Origin of the sequence: Dietzia sp. CW19 (assembly GCF_014145265.1) — a bacterium.
GTDB classification, from domain to species: domain Bacteria; phylum Actinomycetota; class Actinomycetes; order Mycobacteriales; family Mycobacteriaceae; genus Dietzia; species Dietzia natronolimnaea.
In genome coordinates, this window is sequence record NZ_JAALEE010000008.1 from 1 (window position 1) to 23850 (window position 23850).

General features: G+C 67.7%; 18 protein-coding genes and 1 pseudogene. 12 read left to right on the forward strand and 7 right to left on the reverse strand.

The annotated features are described in order from the left end of the window. Both G6021_RS00220 and G6021_RS00225 read left to right on the forward strand, forming a co-directional pair. A pseudogene (locus G6021_RS00220) lies at positions 1-388 on the forward strand (allophanate hydrolase); the annotation flags it as partial. A gap of 93 nt (positions 389-481) precedes the next feature. Next, the gene (locus tag G6021_RS00225) at positions 482-1117 is read left to right on the forward strand and encodes a hypothetical protein (protein ID WP_017835462.1); all 636 of its coding nucleotides are present in this window, start codon (positions 482-484) and stop codon (positions 1115-1117) included. A gap of 3 nt (positions 1118-1120) precedes the next feature. Here G6021_RS00225 and G6021_RS00230 read toward each other — a convergent pair whose 3' ends face one another. Beyond that, entirely contained in the window at positions 1121-1717 is a 597-nt protein-coding gene (locus tag G6021_RS00230) for an HD domain-containing protein (RefSeq protein WP_182640436.1), read from the reverse strand. Between the two features lie 114 nt (positions 1718-1831). Between G6021_RS00230 and G6021_RS00235 the strand changes: the two genes are divergently transcribed. Next, entirely contained in the window at positions 1832-2140 is a 309-nt protein-coding gene (locus tag G6021_RS00235) for a hypothetical protein (protein WP_017835464.1), read from the forward strand. Positions 2141-2156: 16 nt separating this feature from the next. Here the strand turns inward: G6021_RS00235 and G6021_RS00240 are convergent, their stop codons facing one another. From G6021_RS00240 to G6021_RS00250, 3 genes are all read right to left on the reverse strand, one after another. Continuing rightward, entirely contained in the window at positions 2157-3215 is a 1059-nt protein-coding gene (locus G6021_RS00240; RefSeq protein ID WP_182610066.1) for an NAD(P)-dependent alcohol dehydrogenase, read from the reverse strand. A 254-nt stretch (positions 3216-3469) separates the two neighbouring features. Next, positions 3470-4096 (reverse strand): hypothetical protein, encoded by a 627-nt coding sequence (locus G6021_RS00245; protein ID WP_182640437.1) that lies wholly within the window; start codon positions 4094-4096, stop codon positions 3470-3472. Positions 4097-4156: 60 nt separating this feature from the next. Continuing rightward, entirely contained in the window at positions 4157-4744 is a 588-nt protein-coding gene (locus tag G6021_RS00250; RefSeq protein ID WP_182618222.1) for a hypothetical protein, read from the reverse strand. A gap of 182 nt (positions 4745-4926) precedes the next feature. On the opposite strand from G6021_RS00250, the gene G6021_RS00255 reads away from it, so the two are divergent. The 3 genes from G6021_RS00255 to G6021_RS00265 are packed head-to-tail and all read left to right on the forward strand — an operon-like array spanning position 4927 to position 9667. After that, complete coding sequence (locus G6021_RS00255; protein ID WP_182640438.1) at positions 4927-6900, forward strand: DNA-binding protein; 1974 nt, start codon at positions 4927-4929, stop codon at positions 6898-6900. Beyond that, a complete protein-coding gene (locus tag G6021_RS00260) occupies positions 6900-8507 on the forward strand; it encodes a class I SAM-dependent DNA methyltransferase (RefSeq protein ID WP_182640439.1) in 1608 nt (535 codons plus the stop codon). Before G6021_RS00255 ends, G6021_RS00260 begins: the two co-directional genes overlap by 1 nt. Beyond that, positions 8504-9667 (forward strand): restriction endonuclease subunit S, encoded by a 1164-nt coding sequence (locus G6021_RS00265; protein WP_182640440.1) that lies wholly within the window; start codon positions 8504-8506, stop codon positions 9665-9667. The genes G6021_RS00260 and G6021_RS00265 overlap by 4 nt, the downstream gene beginning before the upstream one ends. Before the next feature lie 117 nt (positions 9668-9784). Here G6021_RS00265 and G6021_RS00270 read toward each other — a convergent pair whose 3' ends face one another. After that, positions 9785-11488: an ATP-binding protein gene (locus G6021_RS00270; protein ID WP_182640441.1), complete on the reverse strand. Its 1704-nt coding sequence runs from the start codon at positions 11486-11488 to the stop codon at positions 9785-9787. A gap of 790 nt (positions 11489-12278) precedes the next feature. Here G6021_RS00270 and G6021_RS00275 point away from each other — a divergent pair. Beyond that, entirely contained in the window at positions 12279-15512 is a 3234-nt protein-coding gene (locus G6021_RS00275; protein WP_182640442.1) for a type I restriction endonuclease subunit R, read from the forward strand. Positions 15513-15520: 8 nt separating this feature from the next. Here G6021_RS00275 and G6021_RS00280 read toward each other — a convergent pair whose 3' ends face one another. Further along, on the reverse strand, positions 15521-16294 hold the full coding sequence (locus G6021_RS00280) for an SDR family NAD(P)-dependent oxidoreductase (RefSeq protein ID WP_182618229.1): 774 nt from the start codon (positions 16292-16294) through the stop codon (positions 15521-15523). Next, positions 16291-17799 (reverse strand): NAD(P)/FAD-dependent oxidoreductase, encoded by a 1509-nt coding sequence (locus G6021_RS00285; protein ID WP_182640443.1) that lies wholly within the window; start codon positions 17797-17799, stop codon positions 16291-16293. The genes G6021_RS00280 and G6021_RS00285 overlap by 4 nt, the downstream gene beginning before the upstream one ends. A 90-nt stretch (positions 17800-17889) precedes the next feature. Here G6021_RS00285 and G6021_RS00290 point away from each other — a divergent pair, with 90 nt between their 5' ends. The 5 genes from G6021_RS00290 (at position 17890) to guaA (ending at position 23819) form a co-directional block, all read left to right on the forward strand. Continuing rightward, on the forward strand, positions 17890-18936 hold the full coding sequence (locus G6021_RS00290) for an AraC family transcriptional regulator (protein ID WP_179524095.1): 1047 nt from the start codon (positions 17890-17892) through the stop codon (positions 18934-18936). Between the two features lie 62 nt (positions 18937-18998). Next, on the forward strand, positions 18999-20615 hold the full coding sequence (locus tag G6021_RS00295) for an AMP-binding protein (protein WP_182640444.1): 1617 nt from the start codon (positions 18999-19001) through the stop codon (positions 20613-20615). 13 nt (positions 20616-20628) lie between these two features. Further along, positions 20629-21150: an LLM class flavin-dependent oxidoreductase gene (locus tag G6021_RS00300; RefSeq protein ID WP_241736358.1), complete on the forward strand. Its 522-nt coding sequence runs from the start codon at positions 20629-20631 to the stop codon at positions 21148-21150. Positions 21151-21211: 61 nt separating this feature from the next. Next, entirely contained in the window at positions 21212-22183 is a 972-nt protein-coding gene (locus G6021_RS00305; RefSeq protein ID WP_182617166.1) for an IS481 family transposase, read from the forward strand. A 40-nt stretch (positions 22184-22223) separates the two neighbouring features. Further along, entirely contained in the window at positions 22224-23819 is a 1596-nt protein-coding gene (guaA, locus tag G6021_RS00310) for a glutamine-hydrolyzing GMP synthase (protein ID WP_179526161.1), read from the forward strand. Positions 23820-23850 lie beyond the last annotated feature (31 nt).

The window sequence follows — 23850 nt, forward strand, 5'->3', positions numbered from 1 at the left end:
GTTGCGCGCGGGGGCGCCGGCCGTCGACCTGGTGGTGTTCGGCGCACACCGGCGTGGGGGCCCGCTCGAGCACCAGCTCACCTCACGTGGCGCCGCCTGGCGTGGGCCGGTCCGGTCCAGCGCCGACTACCGGATGTACCGCCTCGACACCGAACCGCCCAAACCGGGGGTCCTGCGTCACCCGGACGGCGCCGCGTTGCTCGGCGAGAGGTGGACGGTCTCCCCGGCGGCGCTCGGCAGCTTCCTCGACCAGCTCCCCAGGCCGATGCAGCTCGGCCGGGTGACGCTCGAGGACGGCACGGAGATGGTCGGCTTCGGTTGCGAGCCCACGGCCGTCACCGCGGAGGCCGACGACCTCACCGAACTCGGGGAGTGGCCCCTCGGGTGAGCTCTGGGAACGGGCGGGCCGATCGTGCGGCGCCGGATACTCTGGGCGTCAGGTCCGCACCCGCCGCGACCTCGAACAGTGAGGTGAGCGCCAGTGAGTCAGCTCGTGTCCTTCTACGAGACCGCACCCGTCACCGACAAGCGCGGTCTGCTCACCGACGTCATCCAACGTCCGATGCAGGTGCGGTCGGGGTATGACGTGGTGGAGGGCGAGGTCGTCCCCCGGGTGGTCTACGTGCAGGCGCCGATCGAGGGCCGCCCGCTGTTGGTGCCGTTCGGCCAGTACGACGCGTGGAGCCTGCGGCAGCGGTTCGAGGAGGCGCTGAGGGTGATGAACACCCTGGGGGCCTGCGAGATCGAGTGCGCCACCTACAGCGCCCGCCGCAACGCCGTCGCCGCCCGGGTGGGGGTGGGACCGATGGCCGGGTGGGGCAAGGTGACCCGCACCCAGAGCACGGACTTCGACTATTCCTTCTCGGGCTCGGGGGCCTCCCCTCGAGACCCCGGGCCGATCCGGTGGACCAACATCCCCGGCCTGGACGCCGCCAAGCAGTCGGTGCTGCTCAACGGCGGACGCCGGGTGGAGATCACGATCGAGTCGGAGTCCGAGTTCGCCGCGGACTCCGACCTCGCCCGGCGCCTCAAGTCCGCCGGCCTGGTTCTCGGCCTCGAGGGGCGGACCCAGGCCAAGACCCTGCTGCGGATCAAGGCCGAGTTCCCGGCGGTGTGACCTTCAGCCGCCGCTCACCGGCGCCAGTGCCGCGACGTCGTCCACCGCCCGGCGGAGCTCACGCGAGGCCGCGCAGTCACCGAGCCGTCGGGTGACCGCATCCGCGATCGACCGGTAGAACCACAGCTTCTCCTGCGGCCCGGCGTTGAAGAGCCCCCACATGTCGTCACCCAGTCGTTCGTGGGCGGCGACCATCGAGCGCAGATTGTGGATCTTGTCCGCCGCCGAGATGAGCAGGCATTCCTCCGAGTCCTCCGCGAGCGCGGCGAGGTACCCCTCCTTGCGCACCCGCCACGGCGGGGTCACCTCACCCGCGGTCTTCTCCTCCGAGACGCCGCGGACGAGCTCGGTGACCCGGTCGCCGAACTCGGCGATCATGTCATCGGCCGAGTAGACCGACGGCGGGACGTCCTCGAGAACGTCGTGGAGCAGCGCGGCGACCGCCACGTCCGGGTCGTCGGTGAAGTCGGACACGATCATCGCCACCGCCACGGGGTGCGCGATGTAGGGCGTCGGGTCGTCCTTGCGGGTCTGGCCGGCGTGGCAGCGGGCCGCGACCGCGAGCGCGCGGTCGATGGTGGGTGTCCAGGTGAGGGACATGGATGCTCTCCTCTGAGCGAGTGGGGCCTGAGGTAGTGGAACCGTTCGGCGGGGTGGGGGCGTCGTACCTCATGAGACACGACGACGAGATCACGACGACGACGAGGTGAGCAGATGCCCGACGGGACGATCAGAGCCGATGCGGACAGGATCGCGTCCGCCGTCGCGGTGTTCCGCGAGTCCGGAGAGCGTGTTGCGGAGGTGACGTTCCCGCACGTCGCGGCGGGTGTGGCAGCTGCACTGCCCGGGGGGTCGGCGATCGCGTCGGCCCTGGACCGGGCGTGTGGCGCCGCGGCGGTGTGCGCGACACGGAGTTCGGGTCGCCTGACCGGGCTGGCGGACTTTGCCGAGCAGGCGCACCGATTCCTGGAGGCGCGGGACGAGGACTTCGCGGACCTGCTCGCGCAGGTCGCCCCGCGGTGAGTCAGGCCGCGATGGATCAGAACGTCTTGGCGTCGATCACGAACCGGTAGTGCACGTCCGACCGGACCACGCGGTCGTAGGCCTCGTTGATCTTGTCCGCTGAGATGAGCTCGATCTCGGCGGTGATTCCGTGCTCGGCGCAGAAGTCGAGCATCTCCTGGGTCTCGGGGATCCCGCCGATCATGGACCCGGTCAGGATCTTGCGCCCGGCGGCGACCGACCCGGCCCGCACCGACATCGGCTCGGTCGGGATCCCGATGTTGACCAGCGCCCCGCGCGGCTTGAGCGTGGCGAGGAACCGGTCCAGCGGCAGGTTCGCGGACACCGTGTTGAGGATGACGTCGAAGGTGCCGCGCAGTTCCCGGAGCGTGGCCTTGCCCTCGTCGCCGGCGGTCGCGTAGTGCTCGACGGCGCCGTACCGCAGCGAGTCGTCCCGCTTGGAGGTGGTCTGAGACAGGACCGTCACCTCGGCGCCCATCGCCACCGCGAGCTTGACACCGACGTGCCCGAGCCCGCCCATGCCGAGCACGGCGACCTTGGTGCCCGGGCCGACGTTCCACTGCCGCAGCGGCGAGAACATGGTGATCCCCGCGCACAGCAGCGGCGCCGCCGCGGCCGGGTCGAGTCCGTCCGGAACGGACACCACCATGGGCTCCTCGACCACGATGTGGGTCGAGTACCCGCCCTGGGTGACGGGCCCCTCCGGATGGTCCTCGGGCAGCGGTGAGCCGTAGGTCGCCACAGCCCCGCGCTCGCATTCCTGCTCCTGGCCCGCGGTACAGGACGAGCACTCGTGGCAGGCTCCCACCAGGCACCCGACGCCGACGCGATCGCCGACCGTGTACCGGGTGACCTCGGAACCGACCTCCTGGACGATGCCGACGATCTCGTGTCCGGGCGCCACGGGGTAGGCGGTCTGACCCCACTCGCCGCGCACGTGGTGGATGTCGGAATGACAGATGCCGGCGTACTCGATCTCGATGAGCACATCGGCCGGCCCGGTATCCCGACGCCGGATCGTGGTCTTCTCCAGAGGCGCGTCCGGTGCGGTGGCGGCGACGGCGGCGACGTCCATGTGATCTCCCTGTGGTCGAGTGCATCGTGAGCTGTTTGATGATTCGGCTACCAGCCACAGTAGAGGGACTTAGTGCTCTGCCGCCGAGTCGACATCCGAGGCTGCACTGGTGCGGAAATGCGAAGGTGCCCTCCTGAACAGGATTGATACGACTCGTACAGAGTCCGTACCGCCAGCTCAGAAGGGCCTCGCGTGATCCACAGTCATCCCGCGTGTTCAGCTACGTCGAGTCAGCCGAATTCATCGGATCGAGGTCAACTACCGGCGCTTCCGAGGCTGCCGAAGACGTCGACGCTGCCGAGGTTGACGCTCCCGGTAGTGGTGACCGAGAAGTTGCGAAAGTGCATCGCGACCGGGAACTGAGCGTCCTGGAGGGTGCTGATCTCACTGGGCCCGTTGAGCGGCTCGATGCTGTCCTCGGTCACGCAGATCGTCGTGGCAACGTAGTCCCCGTCGTTCAAGTTGGGAACGCTGACCTTGTGCGGGCTCGCGAAGGCCCCTTCCTGGTCGAGCAGGTCACTCGAGTCGTTCACGACGACACGCAGATCGGATTGGTCGGTCGGCCAGACCGGGTTGCTGAAGAGGTCCTCGGCGAAGCTGTCGTCCCAGGTTTCCGGGTCGATGTCCTCTTGGCTGATCGAACCCTCGACCACCAGCGGGCCGACGCAGGCCATGTTCTCAGGTGCGACGACAGTGAAGTGGGCAGTGTCGCCACTGACGTTCACTGTGAGTTCGGGCGAGTCGATCTTGAGGATGTCGGTGGGGTCGATGGGGTTGAAGGCCTGAGCCTGGGCGATTGCGGGCGCAATGAACGAGCCTGCACCCAGCAGTGCAGCGGCTACGGCAGCGGCGCTGTAGGTACGCACGGAAGTTGACGACATGAGAGGTCTCCTTGGTGAAGTGAAAGATGAAGAGGTGAAGTGTCCTCGGGACCTGTTGAGCTAGGGCCCTGGCTGTCCTAGCGGAGGGGACCGCGGCAAGACCTCTTTCGGCGCGAGGCCTGGGTGGTTCTCCTCGGACTGCGCGGCTTGCGCTGTGGGCGACTGCATACCGACGCTCGAGGTGTCGTGCGCAGTCGATAGCGCGCTTCGGTTGAGGCCGTCACCTACGAGGCTGAATGCCGCAGGCGCTGCGCACGCCAGGGCGATCACGGCAAGCCGGCGCCGTCGGGTAATGCCGAGTTTGTTCGCGAAGATCACGGAGGTGGCGGCGAACAGGATCGCGACAGTGAGTCCGGAGACGGCAGCCCGAGTCGCGCTCGAGGTATGCCGGAGCGTGTCGTACAGCAGTTCGATGTGCCAGTTGAGGCCGAGAAAAGCGCCGGCGAAGGCGAAGGCGGTCAGGGTAGCGGCGAGCGCCGCCTCGAGCAGGTTCGGAAGAGTCAGGAGGAGAATCGCCCGACACATCAGGTATGCGGCCGCCACGAAGGCGGCGGCGAGGACTGGCACGGCGATCGCGCCAAGGTAGTGGAGCCACCATTCGATGAGGTTCCAATCGGTGAGGTGGTCGACTGCGAGTACATGATTCACGAGTGACCTCCTGGGCGGATCGAGAGCGGCTGCGTTCTCCGGATACATTTCATTCCCACGTCAGGTTCTGGCCAGCGTTGATATCGATAAGCCCCCTTATCGAGTGATCCGCTTAAGAGTCATTGGGTTCGAGGTAGCGTCACACGCATCGCAGACGTGGCCAACCGAGAGGAGGCGTTCCCGTGGAGACTCTGACCATGCAGCAGATCGCCGACCTCGCCGGCGTCAAGCGCCCGGTCGTCTCGGTGTGGCGCTCCCGGTCAGTCGGAACGCCGAACCCATTTCCTGCGCCAGTGGATCCGAGCGGACTGGTATTCGACGCCGAGGAAGTCGGTGGCTGGTTGAACGCCACCGGCCGTGGGAACAACCCGGAGGCGCAGGAGGATGCAGCACTGTTCTCGTCGCTCATGGGTCGGGCGGCGTCCAAGTTCGACGATGCCTCGGCGCTCCTCCTCCTCCACGCGCTGTCCGGCGCGCCGTTGGCCGATCAGAGCAGTGACGATCTCGCGACGCTTCCGGTGGGGCACGCATTCGAGTCGGTTCTGTCCGTGGCGCAGGCGGATAGGGCACTGCGTGATAGCGACCTGGTCGCGTGCGTCGACCGCCTCGCCGAAGCCGGAACTACCGCGACACGGGTGCTCGAACGGTTGGCGCAGCGTCAGGAGGCCAAGGACGCGCCGCTCGCCTCGGAATCGCTCACCAGCACGGGCGACGCGCTGGCGTGTGAGGTGGTCGCGGCGCTGGCCGACGACTCCGAGAGGGCACTCGTGCCGTGGGGTCCGGGCGGGCTGCGTCTGCTCGCGAGCGTGGTGGCCAGGTCTTCCGAATCGGATCGTCCGCGGGTCGTTGCGCCGGATGGCCCGACTGGGCCTGTGGATCGACTGCTCTGGCGGTACCTCGCCGCACTCGGCGCCCGCTTGGAAGCGGCGACGGCCGGTTCAGCCACGCTTCTCGTCGGGCAGTGGTCGGTGATTTCCCGGGACCGGACTGAGAGCTTCTTCGACACGATCGACGACGTGGTGCTGGGCCTGGAGCCGGGCAGCGCCGCGGTGGTGTTCGCGCCCGCGCCACTGCTGGTCGACGAGTCATCGGGGACGGACCATCGGCGGCGGATCCTGAGCGGGACAGGCGGCGACTATGTGGCGCCCCTGCGCTATGTCGCTCGCCTGCCGCGGGGATTGTGCCGGTTCGGTGGTCGTCGTCGGATGGCACTGTGGGTGTTGGGGGAATCCGGCGACACCGGGGGTGCCCGGAGTTTCACGACGTTCGGGGAGCACTCGGCCCACGCGCTGGATATCCGGGAGAACCGTGCACTCGCCTCTGACGCTGTCGCGGCTCTCCGCGGAGGCGCCGCACGGCGGAGTCACGCGTTCCTGCGCAGCGAGCACCGGCTCACCGAGGCGGTGGTGAGCAAATCCGCGCTCGCGCTGCCGGTCACCACCGACGTCGCGGAGGACGGCGGTGATGCGCTCGCCCGCCTGTGGGAGAAGCGCGACGCGTCGGCCTCCCGGGTGCTCGACGGGGTCGAGGTGGTGGCGGCCGGATCTGCGGCTGATCACTCCCTGCCGTGGAGGGCGGCGACCACGGGCACGCACCGGCCGGCCCGGGTGATCACGGGCGTGCGCATCCCCGCGGAGGTCTTCGCGGCGGGCCCGGGCGGCATCGGGGTGATCGGCCCGGACGAGGTGCGCGGCCAGTGCGCGATCGGGTCGAGGTCGGTCGACCTGGTCGAGTTGGTCCGACGCGCGCCTCGTTTCCGGCTCACGGAGCCGGGCGACGTGGTGTTCACGACGACGAGGGGGCCGGCCGCGATCATCGACGCAGTCGGCGGCAACGCCGTTCAGGCGCCGGCGCGGATCCTGCGGTGTCTGGAACCGGTCGAGGGATCGCGACGTATTCTTCCCGAGCTCGCGGTTCGAGATATTTCGGCTGCGCGGGGATCGGATTGCCGTTCCTGGCGGCTGCGCACCGTCGTCGTCGACGCCTGTAGCCCTTGGCGCACGGTGGCGGCACGGGCCGCCGAGCATCGGGCACGGCTCCTGGCCGAACTGAGTGCGCTCGACGACTTGACCATAGAACTTTCCGACGGACTCGCGGCCGGCACCTTGCAGGTCGCCCACCGCGATGATCCACACAGCAACAAGGAGAACGCCTGATGGCGAAAGTGTTGGTTCCGAAGCCGATGGAGGCATCGACCCCCAAGGAACTCAAGGACACGCTGTGGAAGGCGGCGGACAAGCTCCGCGGGTCCATGGATGCGTCGCAGTACAAGGACGTTGTGCTGGGGTTGGTGTTTCTCAAGTACGTCTCGGACGCCTTCGAAGAGCGCCGGGACGCGATCTGCGAGGAGCTCTCCGGTGAGGACGAGGCCTACCTCGCGGAGACGCTCGAGGACGCCGACGAGTACCTGGGCTCGGGCGTGTTCTGGGTGCCCGCCGAGGCGCGCTGGGAGTACCTCTCGCGGCATGCCAAGGGCATCCCGGCGTCGTCGACCAATGACGCGCAGTCGATCGGTGAGCTGATCGACGCTGCGATGCGCGCGTTGATGCAGGCCAACGAGTCGTTGGTGGGCACGCTGCCGGTGTTGTTCGGGCGGGACAATGTGGAGCAGCGCCGACTGGGTGAGCTGGTGGACCTGTTCAACGCGGCGCGTTTCACCGGTGGTGGCGCTTCCAAGGCGCGGGATCTGCTCGGGGAGGTCTACGAGTACTTCCTGGACAAGTTCGCCAAGGCCGAGGGCAAGCGCGGCGGCGAGTTCTACACCCCACCCGTGGTGGTGCGGACGCTGGTGGAGATCCTCGAGCCGCACTCGGGGCGCGTGTACGACCCGTGCTGTGGGTCGGGCGGCATGTTCGTGCAGACGGAGAAGTTCCTCGAGGGGCACAAGGAGGAACCGACCAACGTCGCCGTGTACGGGCAGGAGCTCAACGAGCGCACGTGGCGGATGGCCAAGATGAACCTGGCGATCCACGGGATCGATTCACAGGGCCTGGGCTCGCGCTGGGGCGACACCTTTGCGCGGGACATCCATCCGGACATGCAGGCCGACTACGTGATGGCTAACCCGCCGTTCAACATCAAGGACTGGGCGCGGCGCGAGGACGATCCGCGCTGGGTCTACGGGGTGCCTCCCAAGCGCAATGCCAACTACGCGTGGATGCAGCACATCCTGTCCAAGCTGGCGCCGAACGGCGAGGCCGGCGTGGTGATGGCCAATGGGACCATGACCACCTCGACCAGCGGCGAGGGCGACATCCGCAAGGCGATGGTCGAGGGTGACGTGGTCCAGTGCATCGTGGCCCTGCCGGGGCAGTTGTTCCGGGCGACGGGCATCCCGGTGTGCGTGTGGTTCTTCGCGAGGAACAAGGCCGCCGGCAAGGGTGGTTCGGTGGATCGTCGGGGGCAGGTGCTGTTCATCGACGCCCGCGAGCTCGGCCACATGATCGACCGCGTGGAGCGCACGCTGAGCGAGGAGGATCTGCAGCGCATCGCCGAGACGTTCCGCTCCTGGCGAGGCCGCCCCTCCGCGGTGGGCGAGTACGAGGACGCGCCCGGCTTCTGTAAATCGGCGCCCCTCGAAGAGATCAAGTCCGCCAGCTACGCGCTCACTCCAGGCCGCTACGTGGGCGTGCCAGAGGCGGAAGAGGATCTGGAACCGATCGACGAGAAGATCGCACGTCTCACCGGCGAGTTGACCGATGCATTGGATGAGTCGGCCCGGCTCGATTCGGCCGTCCGTGAGCAGCTGGGGAGGCTGGGGTGAAGACGACACTTGGCGAGATAGCTGTAAAGAACGGAATTCAAACTGGCCCATTCGGGTCGCAGCTTCACGCGAGCGACTACGTCGCCGACGGGGTCGGCGTGGTCATGCCTCAGGACCTGCGAGGAAACGTCGTCTCACTGGACGAGATCGCGTTCGTCTCGTCGGCAACTGCGGATTCCCTTCGGCGTCACAGGCTCTGCGTGGGCGACATTGTCTATTCGCGTCGCGGGGACATCACCAGGCGAGCACTGATTCGCGGTGATGGCCCAGAACTACTGTGCGGAACGGGGTGCCTGAGGGTTCGCATCGATATGAATGTTGCCGATCCGGCGTTCGTTTCGTACTTTCTAGGGCTGCCCAAGACGCACGAATGGCTATACCAACATGCGGTTGGCGCAACTATGCCCAATCTCAACACCTCAATATTGTCCGAGGTCCCTGTTGCCTTGCCTGAACTCGAAACGCAGCGCGCGATCGGCGAGGTCCTCGGCGCGATGGACGACAAGATCGCCGCGAACCGGCAGGTAGTCGGAACGTCCGTCACGTTGGCGACCCAGATAATCGCGCGCGAAGCAGTGGGTTCGGATCGGCCATTGTCTGAGATCGCCGATGTGCAGATGGGATCGTCGCCTCGCGGAGCTGAACTGAACGAAGACGGCGACGGGATGGAGTTTTTTCAGGGCGTTAGGGACTTTGGCGAACTATCGCCGACTCCACGGGTCTTCGCCACGGTCACCCCTAGACGCGCGAAGGCGGATGCCACTCTTCTCGCAGTTCGGGCTCCTGTGGGAGAAGTGAACTGGGCGCGAAATGAGACATGCATTGGTCGTGGACTGGCTGCTGTGCGATCCGAAGACGCCCCGACCACCATTCATTACCTTCTTCGCCGATTCGCTTGCAGATGGGATGAGCACGAAGGATCAGGCACTGTCTTCTCCTCGGTGACGGGACCCCAGGTCAAGGCGATGCAGTTCCCTACCGTTCCTGAGGCGTCGGCCGGCGAGGTTGAGCAGTTGCTTGCGAGCATCCACCAACGCGCCCTAAGTGCCGAAGCCGAGAGCGAAGTCATCTCCCGTACCCGCGACGAACTACTGCCCCTGCTCATGAACGGTCGGATCACCGTCAAGGACGCCGAGCGTGCTGCCGAGGATGTGCTCTGAGTGTCTCCCCTGCGTTCGTCGGTGTTGTTCGTTGAGCATCAGCGACGTCCTCGATGCAGCACGGACTTACCAACACGATCGAATGCGTTCCGGACACGGCGACGCGACTCTGGGCGGTTAGCCGGTCGTCGGAGGTTCTTCGACCAGAAGGTATCGGCGGTGCCGACTCTGAGGGGGCGCGGTAGCCCGAACCCGGTCCTCCTCGACAAGCCTTCGGAGAACCGGTCGCAGAGAGCCCCTCGACTTCCCGGTGAGCTCGGACAACTCGGCGATGGAGATGGGGGCCATCGGGGAGAGGGAGTTGAGCACCGCCTCTTCGGTATCCGCCGGCGCGGCTGGAGCCCCGAAAAGAGCAAACTCTTCAGTCCCTATGGGCGTGAGAACTCCTTCTCGGGTAAGGGCGTGCAAGGTGTGCCGCGCGTCGTCGGAGTCCATCCCCAACTGATCTCGAGCCGTCGTGACGGTGACACGACCCTCACGCCGGGCGATCGCCAGCAATGCGTCCTCACCACGAGCGAGGTCACGACCGACGGCATCGCGTGCCCAGCGCCGGTGGGCATCAGAATCCGCGCCGTGACGGCGAAACTCGACGATGACACTGTCTGGGGTCACAGTGAACTCTGGACTTTCGAGCGAGCGGGCGCGCATTTCATTGCGCATCAATGGCACCCCGCCGCCCTGCCCTTCTGCCACCTTCCCGCCGGAACCCAAGGACGGCACATTCTTCAGCATCTGGAGAAGTGTCTGGTTCCGACATCGGGAGATGCCGTCTCCGATGTTGTCCCGCGTCTTCTGCCAGAGCCCGCCGGGACTGGTGACAGTCACTCGGTCCGGGTAGATGTCAACCGCCACAGCTTGTCCCAAGAACATGGGGTGGTACTCACGGTGCAGCACGGCGTTGCCGATGGCCTCCCGCAGCACCTCCTCGGGAATCTCCAGTTCATCCGTCCGGCCGGCTCCGGTGACAACGGAGTACGTTCTGAGATTCCTGGCTACGGCGGATACCGCGTCAGACACCACTTCGGACAGCGGTCCCACGCATTCGACTCGGTCAAGAAACCGAAGCTGGGTGGTCGCCGACGCTTTTTCGACAGTTGGATGCACGCTGACGTCGACGTACAGTTGCGGGAAAAACTGCTGCGGGTAATCGCCCACGGTGAGAAGCCCGGCCAGCCGGACTTGGCCCTCGTTGTCGGTCACATTCAGACGGGCGAGCATTTCTCCACGCTCCGTCAATCGCCGCACCGCCCTCGCGTTTCCCAGGGCGCTCACCAAGAGGTCGACCAGTGTCGGGTCGAGGTCATCAGCAGAACAGTCCACGACCAGTGCTCGGTCAGCCTCAGAGATCGTGTGTGCAGTCTGAAGGCTGAAGATCTCACTTCTGCTCAAACGGACATCGCGATCGTCGACCCGCTTATAACTACCGGTTTCGACGCCCTTGCTCTTGATGTAGCACGGTTTGGCGCCGATACCGTTCTCGAGGATCTCGATCGCCAGGACCTGCTGGCCTTCAAAGTCGAATCGATTGACGTGATAAGCGGGCGGGTTCACCAGTCGAGCGCCCTGCTCGTTACCGTCGCCCATGCCGTCGATGAACTGGCTGCACACCGCCTCCACGCGGAACCCCTCGACAGGCTGGAACCCCAGCTCCTCACTGACGCCGAGAATGATCCAGCCGCCGACGGTGTTGGCAAACGCGCTGACAGAATCCCAGACGGACTTGCCCAAGGACTCGGCGGCTGCCTTGACCTCGGTCGTTGCGTCGTCGGTGCCTTGCCGGCGGAGTCGATCGATGACAGTCGCGAAGTCGGACTCATCCATGCTGGTCTCCGTCACTGCTGGTCAGTGCTGCTCACTGTAGGTCAGTGTATGTCACTGAACGGCGATGAATGCAGTGGCAGTGATGAGGTAAGTCTGTGCCCAGACGTGGCCCAGGGGTCGGGTCGCGCGTTGCACTGGCGATCGCTCACAGCCCGGGATCGTTGGGCTGCCGCGTCCCAACGCGCGATTCGGAGGCACCCTAATCCGTCAACGTCAGCGAGTTTCGCGGATCTCTGTGAGATTAGGGGGGTGCCTAAATTAACAAAGTGCAGGTCACACCTCGGCGGATGGTCCGAAGCGGCCAAGGAACTCGAGCTTGGATACGTGCGCGACAGAATCCATGCAGTTAAGAAAGAAGTTGGCCGCAGAAAGAGTGATCTCCGCTGTTCAGGCCTTAATTCGAGACGAAACGGGGAGCGTCAGAAGCGACGCATCGACCAGCAAGACTGGACCATGGGAGGTTCACTGTGAGTCTGACGTTCAGGGGCGAGGCGCACCAGGCAGCGGTCTCGCAGCGGCCCCCATGGTCGACCGTCGGAACCCCGGAGGCGGTTCAGTGTCTACCCGTCAGTGTTGCTCACTGTAGGTCACTGAACGTCAGTGGTGGTGAGTGCAGTGACGCATACAGTGACGGACCCGCCACCGGCTTCTCGCTGAACAGCTCGGCCCCGCGTCAGTTGTACGCGCGCTGCAGACCAGCTACCGTCGGGGCATACCACCTGCCCCCTCTGGGGGCAGGTTTTTTCATGTCAGGCCACGCTTCCCGCCGCTCTGACGTGGAGAGGACGCGATGAACTACGGCTGGTCCGAGGCCCAAGCCGAGCAGGGGATCCTCGACGCCCTCGCCGAGCGCGAATGGGAGCACCGCTCCGGCCCGTCCCTGGCGCCCGGCTCGGGGGAGCGCGACTCGTGGCACGACATCGTCCTGCGGGGCACCCTCCTGCAGTCGCTGATCAACCTCAACCCGGACGTGCCTGAGGAGTACCTGCAGCAGGCCATGGCCGAGGTGACCACTCCTCAGTCGCAGGACGCCGTCACCGAGAACCATCGAATCCACCGCATCCTGCTCGACGGCTACAAGGGCCTGACCTACATCGACGACGACGGCCGCGAGGTCGCCCCGGTCATTCGCTTCCTCTCCGCTGACGCCTCGCGCAACCGGTACCACGCCGTGGACCAGGTGACCGTCCGCAGCCGCGAACACGAACGGCGATTCGACGTGGTGGCCTACGTCAACGGACTGCCGCTCGCGATCTTTGAACTCAAGAAGCCGGGCGCCAAGAACGCCACCGCTGAGCTCGCGTACAACCAGCTGCGCACCTATCTCCACGAATTCCCCATGGCGTTCCGCTTCGCCGTCGTCGTCGTCGCCACCGACGACCTCTCCGCCCGCTACGGCACACCGTTCACCCCGTGGAACCACTTCGCGCCCTGGAACGTCGACGACGACGGCCGCCGCATCGCCCCCTTCACCACCCTCGACGGCTCGGCCGAACCCACCACCGAACTCGACCTCCTCATCGACGGCGTGTTCAACGTCGAACGCTTCGGCCAACTCCACCGCGACTTCACCGCCTTCGACGCCACCGAGTCCGGCGTGATCAAACGCATCGCCAAGCCCCACCAGTACTTCGCGGTGACCAAAGCCGTCGGTGCCACTGTCCGCGCCGTGGACTCCGACGGCCGGGCCGGCGTCGTGTGGCACACCCAGGGCTCCGGCAAGTCCATGGAGATGGAGCTCTACACCGCCAAGATCATGCGGCACCCGCGACTGGCCAACCCCACGGTCATCGTCATCACCGACCGCACCGAGCTGGACTCCCAACTGTTCGACGGCTTCCAGATCTCCGACCTGCTCCCTGAGCAGCCGGTGCAGGTCCGCACCCGCGACGATCTGCGGACACAGCTGGCGGACCGCCGCTCGGGCGGCATCTACTTCACCACCCTGCAGAAGTTCGGCCTGAGCAAATCGGAACGCGACTCCGGAGCGACTCACCCGCTGCTCTCGGACCGGCGCAACATCGTCGTCATCGCCGATGAGGCCCATCGCAGTCACTACGACAACCTCGACGGCTACGCCGCGCACCTCAAGAGCGCGTTGCCGCACGCGACCCTCATCGCCTTCACCGGGACCCCCATCACCGAGGGGGAGCGCGACACCCGCCGCGTCTTCGGCGCCGACATCGACGTCTACGACCTGCACCGGGCTGTGGAGGACGGAGCCACGGTCCCCGTGGTCTACGAACCACGGCTTATCAGCCTGGCGCGCCTGCCCGGCGTGGACGACGAGTCGCTCGACGATGCTGCGGAAGAGGCGCTGAGCGGCCTCGACGCCGCGGACGCCGAACGCCTCCAGCGCGCGGTGGCCAAGCTCGACACCGTCTACGGCGCCCCCGAGCGCATCCGCACGCTGGCCGCCGACCTGGTGACCCACTGGGAAACTCGCCGCGACGCCATGCGTCCCTTCCTCGGTGTCCCGGGCAAGGCGATGATCGTCTGCGCCACCCGATCCATCGCCGCGAACCTGTACCAGGAGATCGTCGCCCTCCGCCCCGACTGGCACTCCGACGCCGACGACGCGGGCAAGGTCAAGGTGGTCTACACCGCCGACCCGGGCGACGAGGAGCACGTCACCAGGCATCTCCGACGTCCGAGTGCGATCGCCGCGGTGAAGCAGCGGGTGAAGAACCCCGACGACGAGCTCGAGTTGATCATCGTCAAGGACATGATGCTGACCGGCTTCGACGCCCCGGCGCTGCACACGCTGTACGTGGACCGACCGCTCAAGGGGGCGCTGCTCATGCAGACCCTCGCCCGCGTCAACCGCACCTTCCGCGGGAAGCAGGACGGGCTGCTCGTGGGCTACGCGCCGCTCACCGACAACCTCTCCAAGGCATTGGAGGAGTTCACCCGCGATGCCCCGGAGGGCGGCGACCGGCTCGTCGGCCGCACCTCCGAGGAGGCCGCGCAGATCGTGCTCGACCTGCTCGCAGGCGTGCGTGAGCTCATCGGTGACGAGTGGAAGGCGCAGTGGCACGCCAACGCCAAGACCGGCTGGCGTGATGCGCTCCTCACCGTGGTCACCCGCCTGCGGTCGCCGGGCACACCGGGAAACCGCGACGACGACGACCCGGACGCGCGCCCTCTCGCTGACCGCTTCCGCGACCTGTCATCCAAACTCGCGCGGGCGTGGGCCCTGGCGGCGGGGAACGACTCCCTCGAAACGGTCCGACCCGAGGTGCGGTTCGTCGAAGAGGTCCGCGTCTGGATGCTCAAGCTCGACGCGCAACAGAAGATCGGCGCCGGAGAACTGGTTCCGGACGAGATCAAGCGCATTCTCGGCGAGCTGATCGTCGACTCTGCCGCGAGCACAGGGGTCGTCGACATCTATCGCGAGGCCGGACTGCCGCTTCCGCGGTTGGACACGCTCACCCCGCAGTGGGTCGAGGAGGCGCAGAAGCCGTCCAAGGCGCACCTGGCGATCGAGGCGCTCAAGGCGACGTTGCTGGAGGAGGCCGCGACGGTCACTCACGGCAACGAGGTGCGGCGCAGGCTGTTCTCCGAACGCGTCAACGAGCTCATGGTCAGGTACACCAACCAGCAGCTCACCGCCGCCGAGGTGATCGCCGAGCTCGTGGAGCTCGCCAAGGAGGTCAGCGCGGAGGCCGACCGCGGCCAGCGCTTCGAGCCGCCGCTGGAGAGCTATGAACTCGCGTTCTACGACGTGGTTGCCTTGAACGAGTCAGCGGTCGACATCCTCGGTGACGACGTGCTGGCCGAGATCGCCCGCTCGATCGTCGCCACGATGCGTCGCGACATCCGCACCGACTGGACGGTTCGCGAGGACGTCAAGGCCAAGCTTCGCGCCTCGGTCAAGCGGAGCCTGCGCAAACACGGCTACCCGCCGGACCAGCAGCCCGAGGCCATCCAGCAGGTCATGCAGCAGATGGAAGCCCTGGCGCCGCGCTACGCGGAGGAGATGGGACAATCTGTCACACATCGATCCCCGATAGTGCCGCTCTGAAAGGCTTCTTAGCCCCGCCGCTCGGCCACCCGTCCGATGAGGCGGGTTCCCGCGAGGAACGGAACCCGGGTGAACCGCTTGGAGTACCAGGTGAGTGTGCTCAGTGCGTCGGGGGTGATGACGAGGCGCCTGGCGTTGATGCCGCGGATGGACCGTGCGGCGACCTTCTCCGACGTGAGAGGCGTCTTGGACAGCAGCATCCGGGCGGTCTGGTCAGCTCTCGGATCATCCCCGGACAGTGAGTCTGCAAGGCCCGACCGGAAGAAGAGTGGGCAGATGACGGATGTGCTGATGCCGCGGGGCCTGAGTTCGGCATCGAGGGTTTCCGCCAACGCGACCGCCGCCGCCTTGGTCGCGTTGTAGGCGCCCATCTGGGGCGCGTGCACCAGACCTGCGGCGGAGGCGGTGATGACCACCCGGCCGCCTCGCCCGAGCTTCGGGACCAGCGTCTTGCACCCGCGGACCACGCCGAGCAGATTGATGTCCACGATGCGCTGCCAGCTCTCCATCGAGGTGGAGTCCAGCCTGCCGCCGACCGCGATGCCGGCGTTGTTGATGAGGATGTCGAGCCTGTCGACGGCGAGCGCGGCGGCGGCCCAGTCGTCATCGTTGGTCACGTCGAGCGTGAGGTAGCTCCACTGGCCGCTGAGTCCGCGCACCGCTGGTGGCGTCTCGGCATGGAGGTCGGTGAGGATGACCTCGTCGCCTGCGGCCAGGTACTCGCGGGCGAGCGCCAGTCCCAGCCCCGAGGCGGCGCCGGTGATGAAGACGCGGCGGGTCATCGGACGGCCTCCTGCGGGATCTGCGCGTCGAACGCCATGTCGCGACGCTGGTCACCGAAGGTCAGCTCGGGGATCTCGGCGAGGTAGTTCTGTACATATGTCCAGGGGCGGGCGGTGCCCTGTCGGGGAAACTTGTGCACCCCGCGTTGCACGTAGCCGGCGTCGAGGTCCAGGAGCGGGCGATCGCCCTTCACCTCGGGAGGGATCGGCGCGTAGATCTTCTCCCCGTTCCTCTCGCCCGCGCGCCACAGCTTGACCATGTAGCGGGAGACCATGTCCGCCCGCAGGGTCCAGGAGGCGTTGACGTACCCCACGGTGAAGCTGAAGTTGGGCACGCCGGCGAGCATCATGCCGCGGTAGGTGGTCAGGTCGGCGGGCTCGAGCTCGCGGCCGTCGATGCTCAGGGTTCCGCCGCCGAACGCCTCGAGTTCCAGGCCGGTGGCGGAGACGATGACATCAGCGTCCAGTTCCACGCCGGACTCGAGGCGGATACCGCGTTCGGTGAACGTGTCGATGTGTCCGGTCACCACGCGCGCGCCCCGTTGCATCGCCCGGAAGATGTCCCCGTCGGGGGCTTTGCACACCCGCTGGTCCCAGGGCTTGTACGACGGGGTGAAGTGCTCGGCGATCTGCTCGCGGGAGATGTAGCGGCGTTGCAGGAGCCGCAGCCCCTGGGTGAAGGCCCAGGGGAACCGCTGAGCGACGAGATACTGGACCATGTCGCGAGCGCCGTGGGTGAAACGGGCGGCGCGGTACGCCGGTTGTGCCGGCAGCACGCGTTGCCACACGGCGCTGATGATGTCCTTCTCGGGGAGCGGGGCGACGTAGCTCGGGGTCCGCTGGAGCATCGTGACGTCGGCGCCGAGGTTCTCCAGGGCCGGGACGAGGGTGACGGCGGTGGCTCCGGAACCGATCACGATGAACTTCCGCCCCGCGTAGTCGACGCCTTCGGGCCATAACTGGGGGTGGATGATCTCGCCGGCGAACTCCTGTTCGCCCGGGAAGTCGGGTCGGAAGCCCTGGGAGTGCGAGTAGTAGCCGGACCCGTAGTGGACGCGGCGGGCCCACACCGTGCGCTCGGTGGAGCTCCCGCCCTCCGCCCGGACGCTCGTGACCTTCCACAGGCCCTTCTCGCTCTGCCAGTCCGCGTTCTGTATCCAGGACCCCAGATGCAGGCGCTCGAGGACCCCGCAGTCACGGGCGGTGTCGCGGATGTACTCCTTGATCTCCTCACCCTGCCCGAGCGTCGAGGAGTGCGGCCAGGGGCGGAACGGGAACCCGAACGTGGCCATGTCCGAGTCCGACCGGATCCCCGGGTAGCGGAAGGTGTTCCAGGTGCCGCCCAGGTCGTCCTGCGCGTCGTGGACCTCCCACGACCAGTGGGGGAACGTGGTGGAGACGTGGTGGGCCAGGTCGATGCCGGAGATGCCGGCGCCGACGATCAGGAGGTCCAGCGGGTTCTCGGGTGCGCCGGCCGGTGGGCGGCGGTCAGCAGAGGCTGTCATACGGAGGACGATAGTCCCGATCCCGCCGAACAAGTTGCCGAAACGCGCCAAGAGGTTGCTCTATCGCGCCATGTGGCGGAGAGTTCTGAGGTGGCATACGTCAGATCGGCAGGCCTGAGGGGCGTCAGGGCGGTGATCGATGCGCTGGGTGGCGACGCCGACGACCTGGCCCGGCGCAGTGGGCTGCCGGGCGGCGCCCTCGACAGCGACGAGATCCTGGTGCAGGATCTCGCGATCGGCTTCCTCCTCGAGACGGCGGCCGTCGAGTTGCGCTGCCCCGACTTCGGCCTGCGGGTGGCGTTGCGTCAGGACCTCGGTCTGCTCGGCCCCGTGGCCGCGGCCATCAGGCACGCCCCGACCACCACCCGGGCGTTGGAGATGACCTCCAAGTACCTGTTCTTCCACGCCCGGTCGCTCGAGATCACGGTCGTCCCGGATCCGGAGGCGGACCCCGGTGTGCTGGGGGTGCGGTTCGGTTACCGCGACGACGCGGCCGCGCTGCCTCCCCAGGCGGTCGACATGGTCCTGCTCTTCCTGCACCGGTCCATGCTCGCCCTCCTCGGGGGGGAGTACGGACTGCTGTCGGTCGAGCTCCCGAACCCGCTCAACACGGTGCCCGCTCGCTACCGGGAGCTGTTCTCCGCCCCGGCGAGACCACTCGCGTCGGCCGCGATGCTCCGCGTCCCCGCCGCGCTCCTCGGCCGGGAGATCACGGGCGGCGACCTGATGGCCCACGAGCTGGCTCTGAGCTATCTGGAACAGCACGGTCCCGCACGGGACCAGACGTACGCCGAGCGGACCAGGACCCTGCTCCTGCGGTCCCTCGACACGGGGACCTCGACCCTCGGCGACGTCGCCGCACTCCTCTCTGTCTCGCCGCGGACCCTGCAGCGGCACCTCACCGGTGAGGGCACGTCCTTCTCCGGGATCCGGGACGAGGTGCGGCGCGATGTGGCCGCCCGGTTGTTGGCCACCACCGAGATCCCCCTCTACCAGATCGCCTCGGCCCTGGCGCTCGACGACGTGACGACGTTCAGTCAGTACGCGCGTCGCTGGTGGGGGGTCACGGCCAGGCAGTTCAGGGCCGACAGGAGGGGTCCGGGCGCCGTGGGTCGACCCGCGATCGAACTTTCCTGACGAGTGTCAGCTGGACTCGCTATGATCCAGATCACACCGCCCCTGCGTCCCCGAGGACCCCCATGGCCGACACCGTTCGCGAACAACTCCGCCGTCACGCCGACTCCGACTCCCCGGCGATCCGCTACGAGGACCTGACCATCTCCTGGCGCGAGTACATCTCGGCCGCCGACCGTCGCGCCGGAGCACTCGACGCGATGCTCGACGACTCCCGACCCCGGCACGTGGGCACGCTCCTGGAGAACACCCCGGAGATGCTCTACGCGCTCGCCGCGGGCGCTCTCGGCGGCGTCGTCATCGCGGGTATCAACGCGACTCGTCGCGGTGAGGGGCTGGCCCGCGACATCAGGCGGGCGGACTGTCAGGTCCTGCTCACCGACTCCCAGCTCGCGCCCCTGCTCGACGGGTTGGACCTGGGCGATGTCAGTGTCATCGACACGGACTCCGACGAGTGGGCGTCCACGGTCGCCGCGTCGGAGCCCCCGGCCGATCCCCCGGTGGCCGATGCCGGCGACCCGTTCATGCTCATCTTCACCTCGGGGACGTCCGGGGACCCGAAAGCGGTACAGGTCGGCAACTTCACGGTCACCATGTCGGGCGAGGCGCTCGCTCCGTCCTTCGAGCTGACCTCCGAGGACGTGCTGTACCTGTCCATGCCGCTGTTCCACTCCAACGCCATCATGAGTGGCTTCTCGCCCGCGATCGCCGTGGGCGCCACCATGGTGCTCGCCCGACGCTTCAGTGCGACCCGCTTCGGCGACGACATCCGCAGGTACGGGGTCACGTACATGAACTACGTGGGGAAACCGCTCGCGTACATCCTCGACACCCCGGCTCGCCCCGACGACGCGGAGACCACCCTGCGCGCGGCCTTCGGGAACGAGGCCGCGGCCAAGGACATCCCCGCGTTCGCCGAGCGGTTCGGCTGCACCGTGCGGGACGCCTACGGCTCCACCGAACTCGCGATCATCGTCGTCCGGACCGAGAACTCGCCGCTCGAGTCCATCGGCGAACCGTTCCCGGGGGTCGCGGTGTACGACCCGGTGACGGTCACCGAGTGTCCCCGCGCGATCTTCGACGACACCGGTGCGGTGGCCAATCTCGACGAGTGTGTGGGCGAGCTGGTCAACACCGAGGGAGCCGGCTTCTTCGCCGGCTACTACAACAACGAGCAGGCCACGTCCGATCGCATGCGGGACGGGATGTACTGGTCCGGCGATCTGGCCTACCGCGACGCGGACGGCAACGTGTACATGGCCGGTCGCAGCGGGGACTGGCTGCGGGTCGACGGGGAGAACATGGCCGCCGGGATCGTCGAGGAGATCCTCCTCCGGCATCCCGCGGTCTCCCGCGTGGCGGTGTACGGGCTGCCCGACCCCCGCGGCGTCGGCGACCAGCTCGCCGCGGCCGTGGTGGTCCGGCACGACAGCGAGCTCGAGCCCGCCGGGTTCGAGGAGTTCCTGGCCTCCCAGCCCGATCTCTCTCCCAAGGCGTGGCCGCGCTGGGTCCGGGTCTCCGATGCGCTCCCCACCACGGCGACCAACAAGATCCTCAAGAGAGCCCTGGTCGAGGACGGGGTCGGTGGCACCGCCGGCGGTGCCGACACCTGGTGGGAGCGGGAGGAGCGAGGCACGTCCTACTCGATCCTCGCCGACTCCCGCGCGGGTACCGCGGTCTGATGGACCGCGCCTGATGGTCTACGTCGTCACCCGCTTCGACTTCCGGGCGCCCGGCGCGGACGCGGCCGAGCGCCGGGACCGCTACCGGGCGGCCCTCGCCATGGCCAGGTACGCGGAGGAGTCGGGCCAGGACGCCGTCAACCTCTCCGAGCACCACGGCTCCGAGGACGACTATCTCCCGTCGCCGCTCATCGCTGCGGCGGCGGTGGCCGCGGTGACCGAGCGGATCCAGATCGCGGTGTGGGCCCTGCTCGCGCCGCTGTACGATCCGGTCCGGCTGGCCGAGGACATCGCGGTCCTCGACCACGTGGCGTCCGGGCGGGTGAGCTTCACCTTCGGGCTCGGCTACCGACCGGTCGAATACGCGATGCACTCCCGGGACTGGAAGGGGCGTGGGGCACGGCTGGAACAGCAGTTGGAGACGATGCTCGCGGCGTGGGCGGGGGAGCCTGTCGGCGACGATCCGGTCGACGGTTCGCCTAGGTGTATTGACCACGCAGGTTGTGTCTCCGGTCGGCATGGCGAGATGAAATGAGGAAGACCTCCGTGTGAGGTGTGGAAGCGACCAAGCACCCACATCCACAACGGAGGTCTTCGTGTCCCACGCTAACGCGACTCTGACGCCCACGGGAAGACTGCGCCTGGCTCGGTGTGTCGTCGAGGACGGCTGGACCCCGGCCCGGGCTGCCGAGCGGTTCAACGTCTCGGTCACCACCGCCCGCCGCTGGGCCGAGCGATACCGAGAGAACGGCAAGGCGGGCATGGTCGACCGCTCCAGCCGGCCACATACCTGTCCGCACCAGACGCCCCGTCGGCGCGAGCGCCGGGTGATCGGGCTGCGCGTCTCACGCCGGTGGGGCCCGGCCCGCATCGCCTACCACCTGGGCATGCACCCCTCGACCGTGCACAAGATCCTCTCCCGCTACGGGTGCGTGCGCCTGGCGTTCACCGACCCGGCCACCGGCGCCCCGGTCCGCGCCACCCGGCGTCGCCCGACCAGGTACGAGCACGACGCTCCCGGCGACCTGGTCCACGTGGACATCAAGAAGCTCGGCCGCATCCCCGACGGCGGCGGCCACAAGTTCCTCGGCCGCGCCATGGGCCGCAAGAACCGCAGCGGCACCGGGTACTGGTACATCCACAACGCCGTCGACGACCATTCACGCCTGGCCTACAGCGAGCTACTGGACGACGAGCGCAAGGAGACCGCGGCCGCGTTCTGGCACCGGGCCAGCGCATACTTCGCCGACGCCGGGATCACCGTGCGCAGGGTGCTGACCGACAACGGCTCCTGCTACCGCTCCCACGCTTTCGCCGACGCCCTCGGCCCGGACATCAGCCACAAGCGGACCCGGCCGTACCGGCCGCAGACCAACGGCAAAGTCGAACGCTACAACCGGACCCTGCTCGAGGAATGGGCCTACGCCCGCCCCTACGCCAACGAACGAGACCGCCAAGCTCTGCTACCGGCGTTCCTGCATCACTACAATCATCACCGCGGCCACACCGCACTCAAAGGCGCCTCACCCGCCGACCGCATACCCAACCTGCGTGGGCAGAACACCTAGACTCTGGTCCGTGGCCGAGAACGCACAGACCGACTCCCAGATCACCGCCGGATCCACAGGAGCCCCCGCCCCGCCCCGGCCGGTGCTCGTCGTGGACTTCGGCGCCCAGTACGCGCAGCTCATCGCGCGACGGGTGCGCGAGGCGCGGATCTACTCCGAGGTGATCCCGCACACCGCGACGGTGGAGGAGATCAGGGACAAGGACCCGGTGGCGCTGATCCTGTCCGGGGGGCCGGCCAGCGTCTACGCCGACGGTGCCCCCGCGCTCGACCCGGCCGTGCTCGAACTCGGGTTGCCGGTCTTCGGCATCTGTTACGGCTTCCAGTCCATGGCGGGTGCGTTGGGGGGCGAGGTCGCGCACACCGGCAACCGCGAGTACGGGCGCACCGAGGTGGGCGTGTCCGGCGGGGTGCTGCACGCGGGACTGCCCGCGACCCACCCGGTGTGGATGAGTCACGGCGACGCGGTCACGTCGGCGCCCGAGGGGTTCACGGTGACCGCCTCGTCCGCCGGTGCCCCGGTCGCGGCGTTCGAGTGTGTCGATCGACGGATGGCCGGCGTCCAGTACCACCCCGAGGTGCTGCACTCGCCCCACGGGCAGCAGGTGCTCACCCGGTTCCTCACCGAGATCGCGGGCCTGGAGCCCACGTGGACCGCGTCCAACATCGCGGAGCAGCTCGTGGAGGCCGTCCGCGAGCAGATCGGCGAGGGTCGCGCGATCTGCGGTCTGTCCGGCGGCGTGGACTCCGCCGTGGCGGCCGCGCTGGTCCAGCGGGCGATCGGAGACCGGCTGACCTGCGTGTTCGTTGACCACGGGCTGCTGCGCGCGGGCGAGCGGGAGCAGGTGGAGAACGACTTCGTGGCCGCCACCGGAGCCCGCCTCATCACGCTCGACGACTCGGAGATCTACCTGGGCCACCTCGCCGGGGTCAGCGACCCCGAGACCAAGCGCAAGATCATCGGCCGCGAGTTCATCCGGTCGTTCGAGCGGGCCGTGACCCAGGCCCTCGAACTCGAGGATTCCGGCGACAGCGCGGACTCGTCGGTGGACTTCCTCGTCCAGGGGACCCTTTACCCGGACGTCGTCGAGTCCGGCGGCGGCGCGGGGACGGCCAACATCAAGAGTCACCACAACGTGGGCGGCCTGCCGGACGACATCGAGTTCTCCCTCGTGGAGCCGCTGCGCCTGCTCTTCAAGGACGAGGTCCGCGCCGTGGGCCGGGAACTCGGGCTGCCGGAGGCGATCGTCGGCCGGCACCCCTTCCCCGGGCCGGGCCTGGCCATCAGGATCGTCGGCGCGGTCGATCAGGATCGGCTCGACACCCTGCGCGCGGCGGACGCGATCGCGCGCGAGGAGATGACCGCCGCCGGGCTCGACGCCTCGGTGTGGCAGTGCCCGGTCGTGCTGCTGGCCGACGTGCGCTCGGTGGGGGTCCAGGGCGACGGCCGCACCTACGGCCACCCGATTGTGCTGCGCCCCGTGAGCTCCGAGGACGCCATGACGGCGGACTGGACGCGTGTGCCGTACGAGACGCTCGCCCTGATCTCGAACCGCATCACCAACGAGGTCCCGGACGTCAACCGGGTCGTGCTGGACGTGACCAGCAAGCCGCCGGGCACCATCGAGTGGGAGTGAGTCGGCCGCGGCTCTGACAGATCCGCCCCCA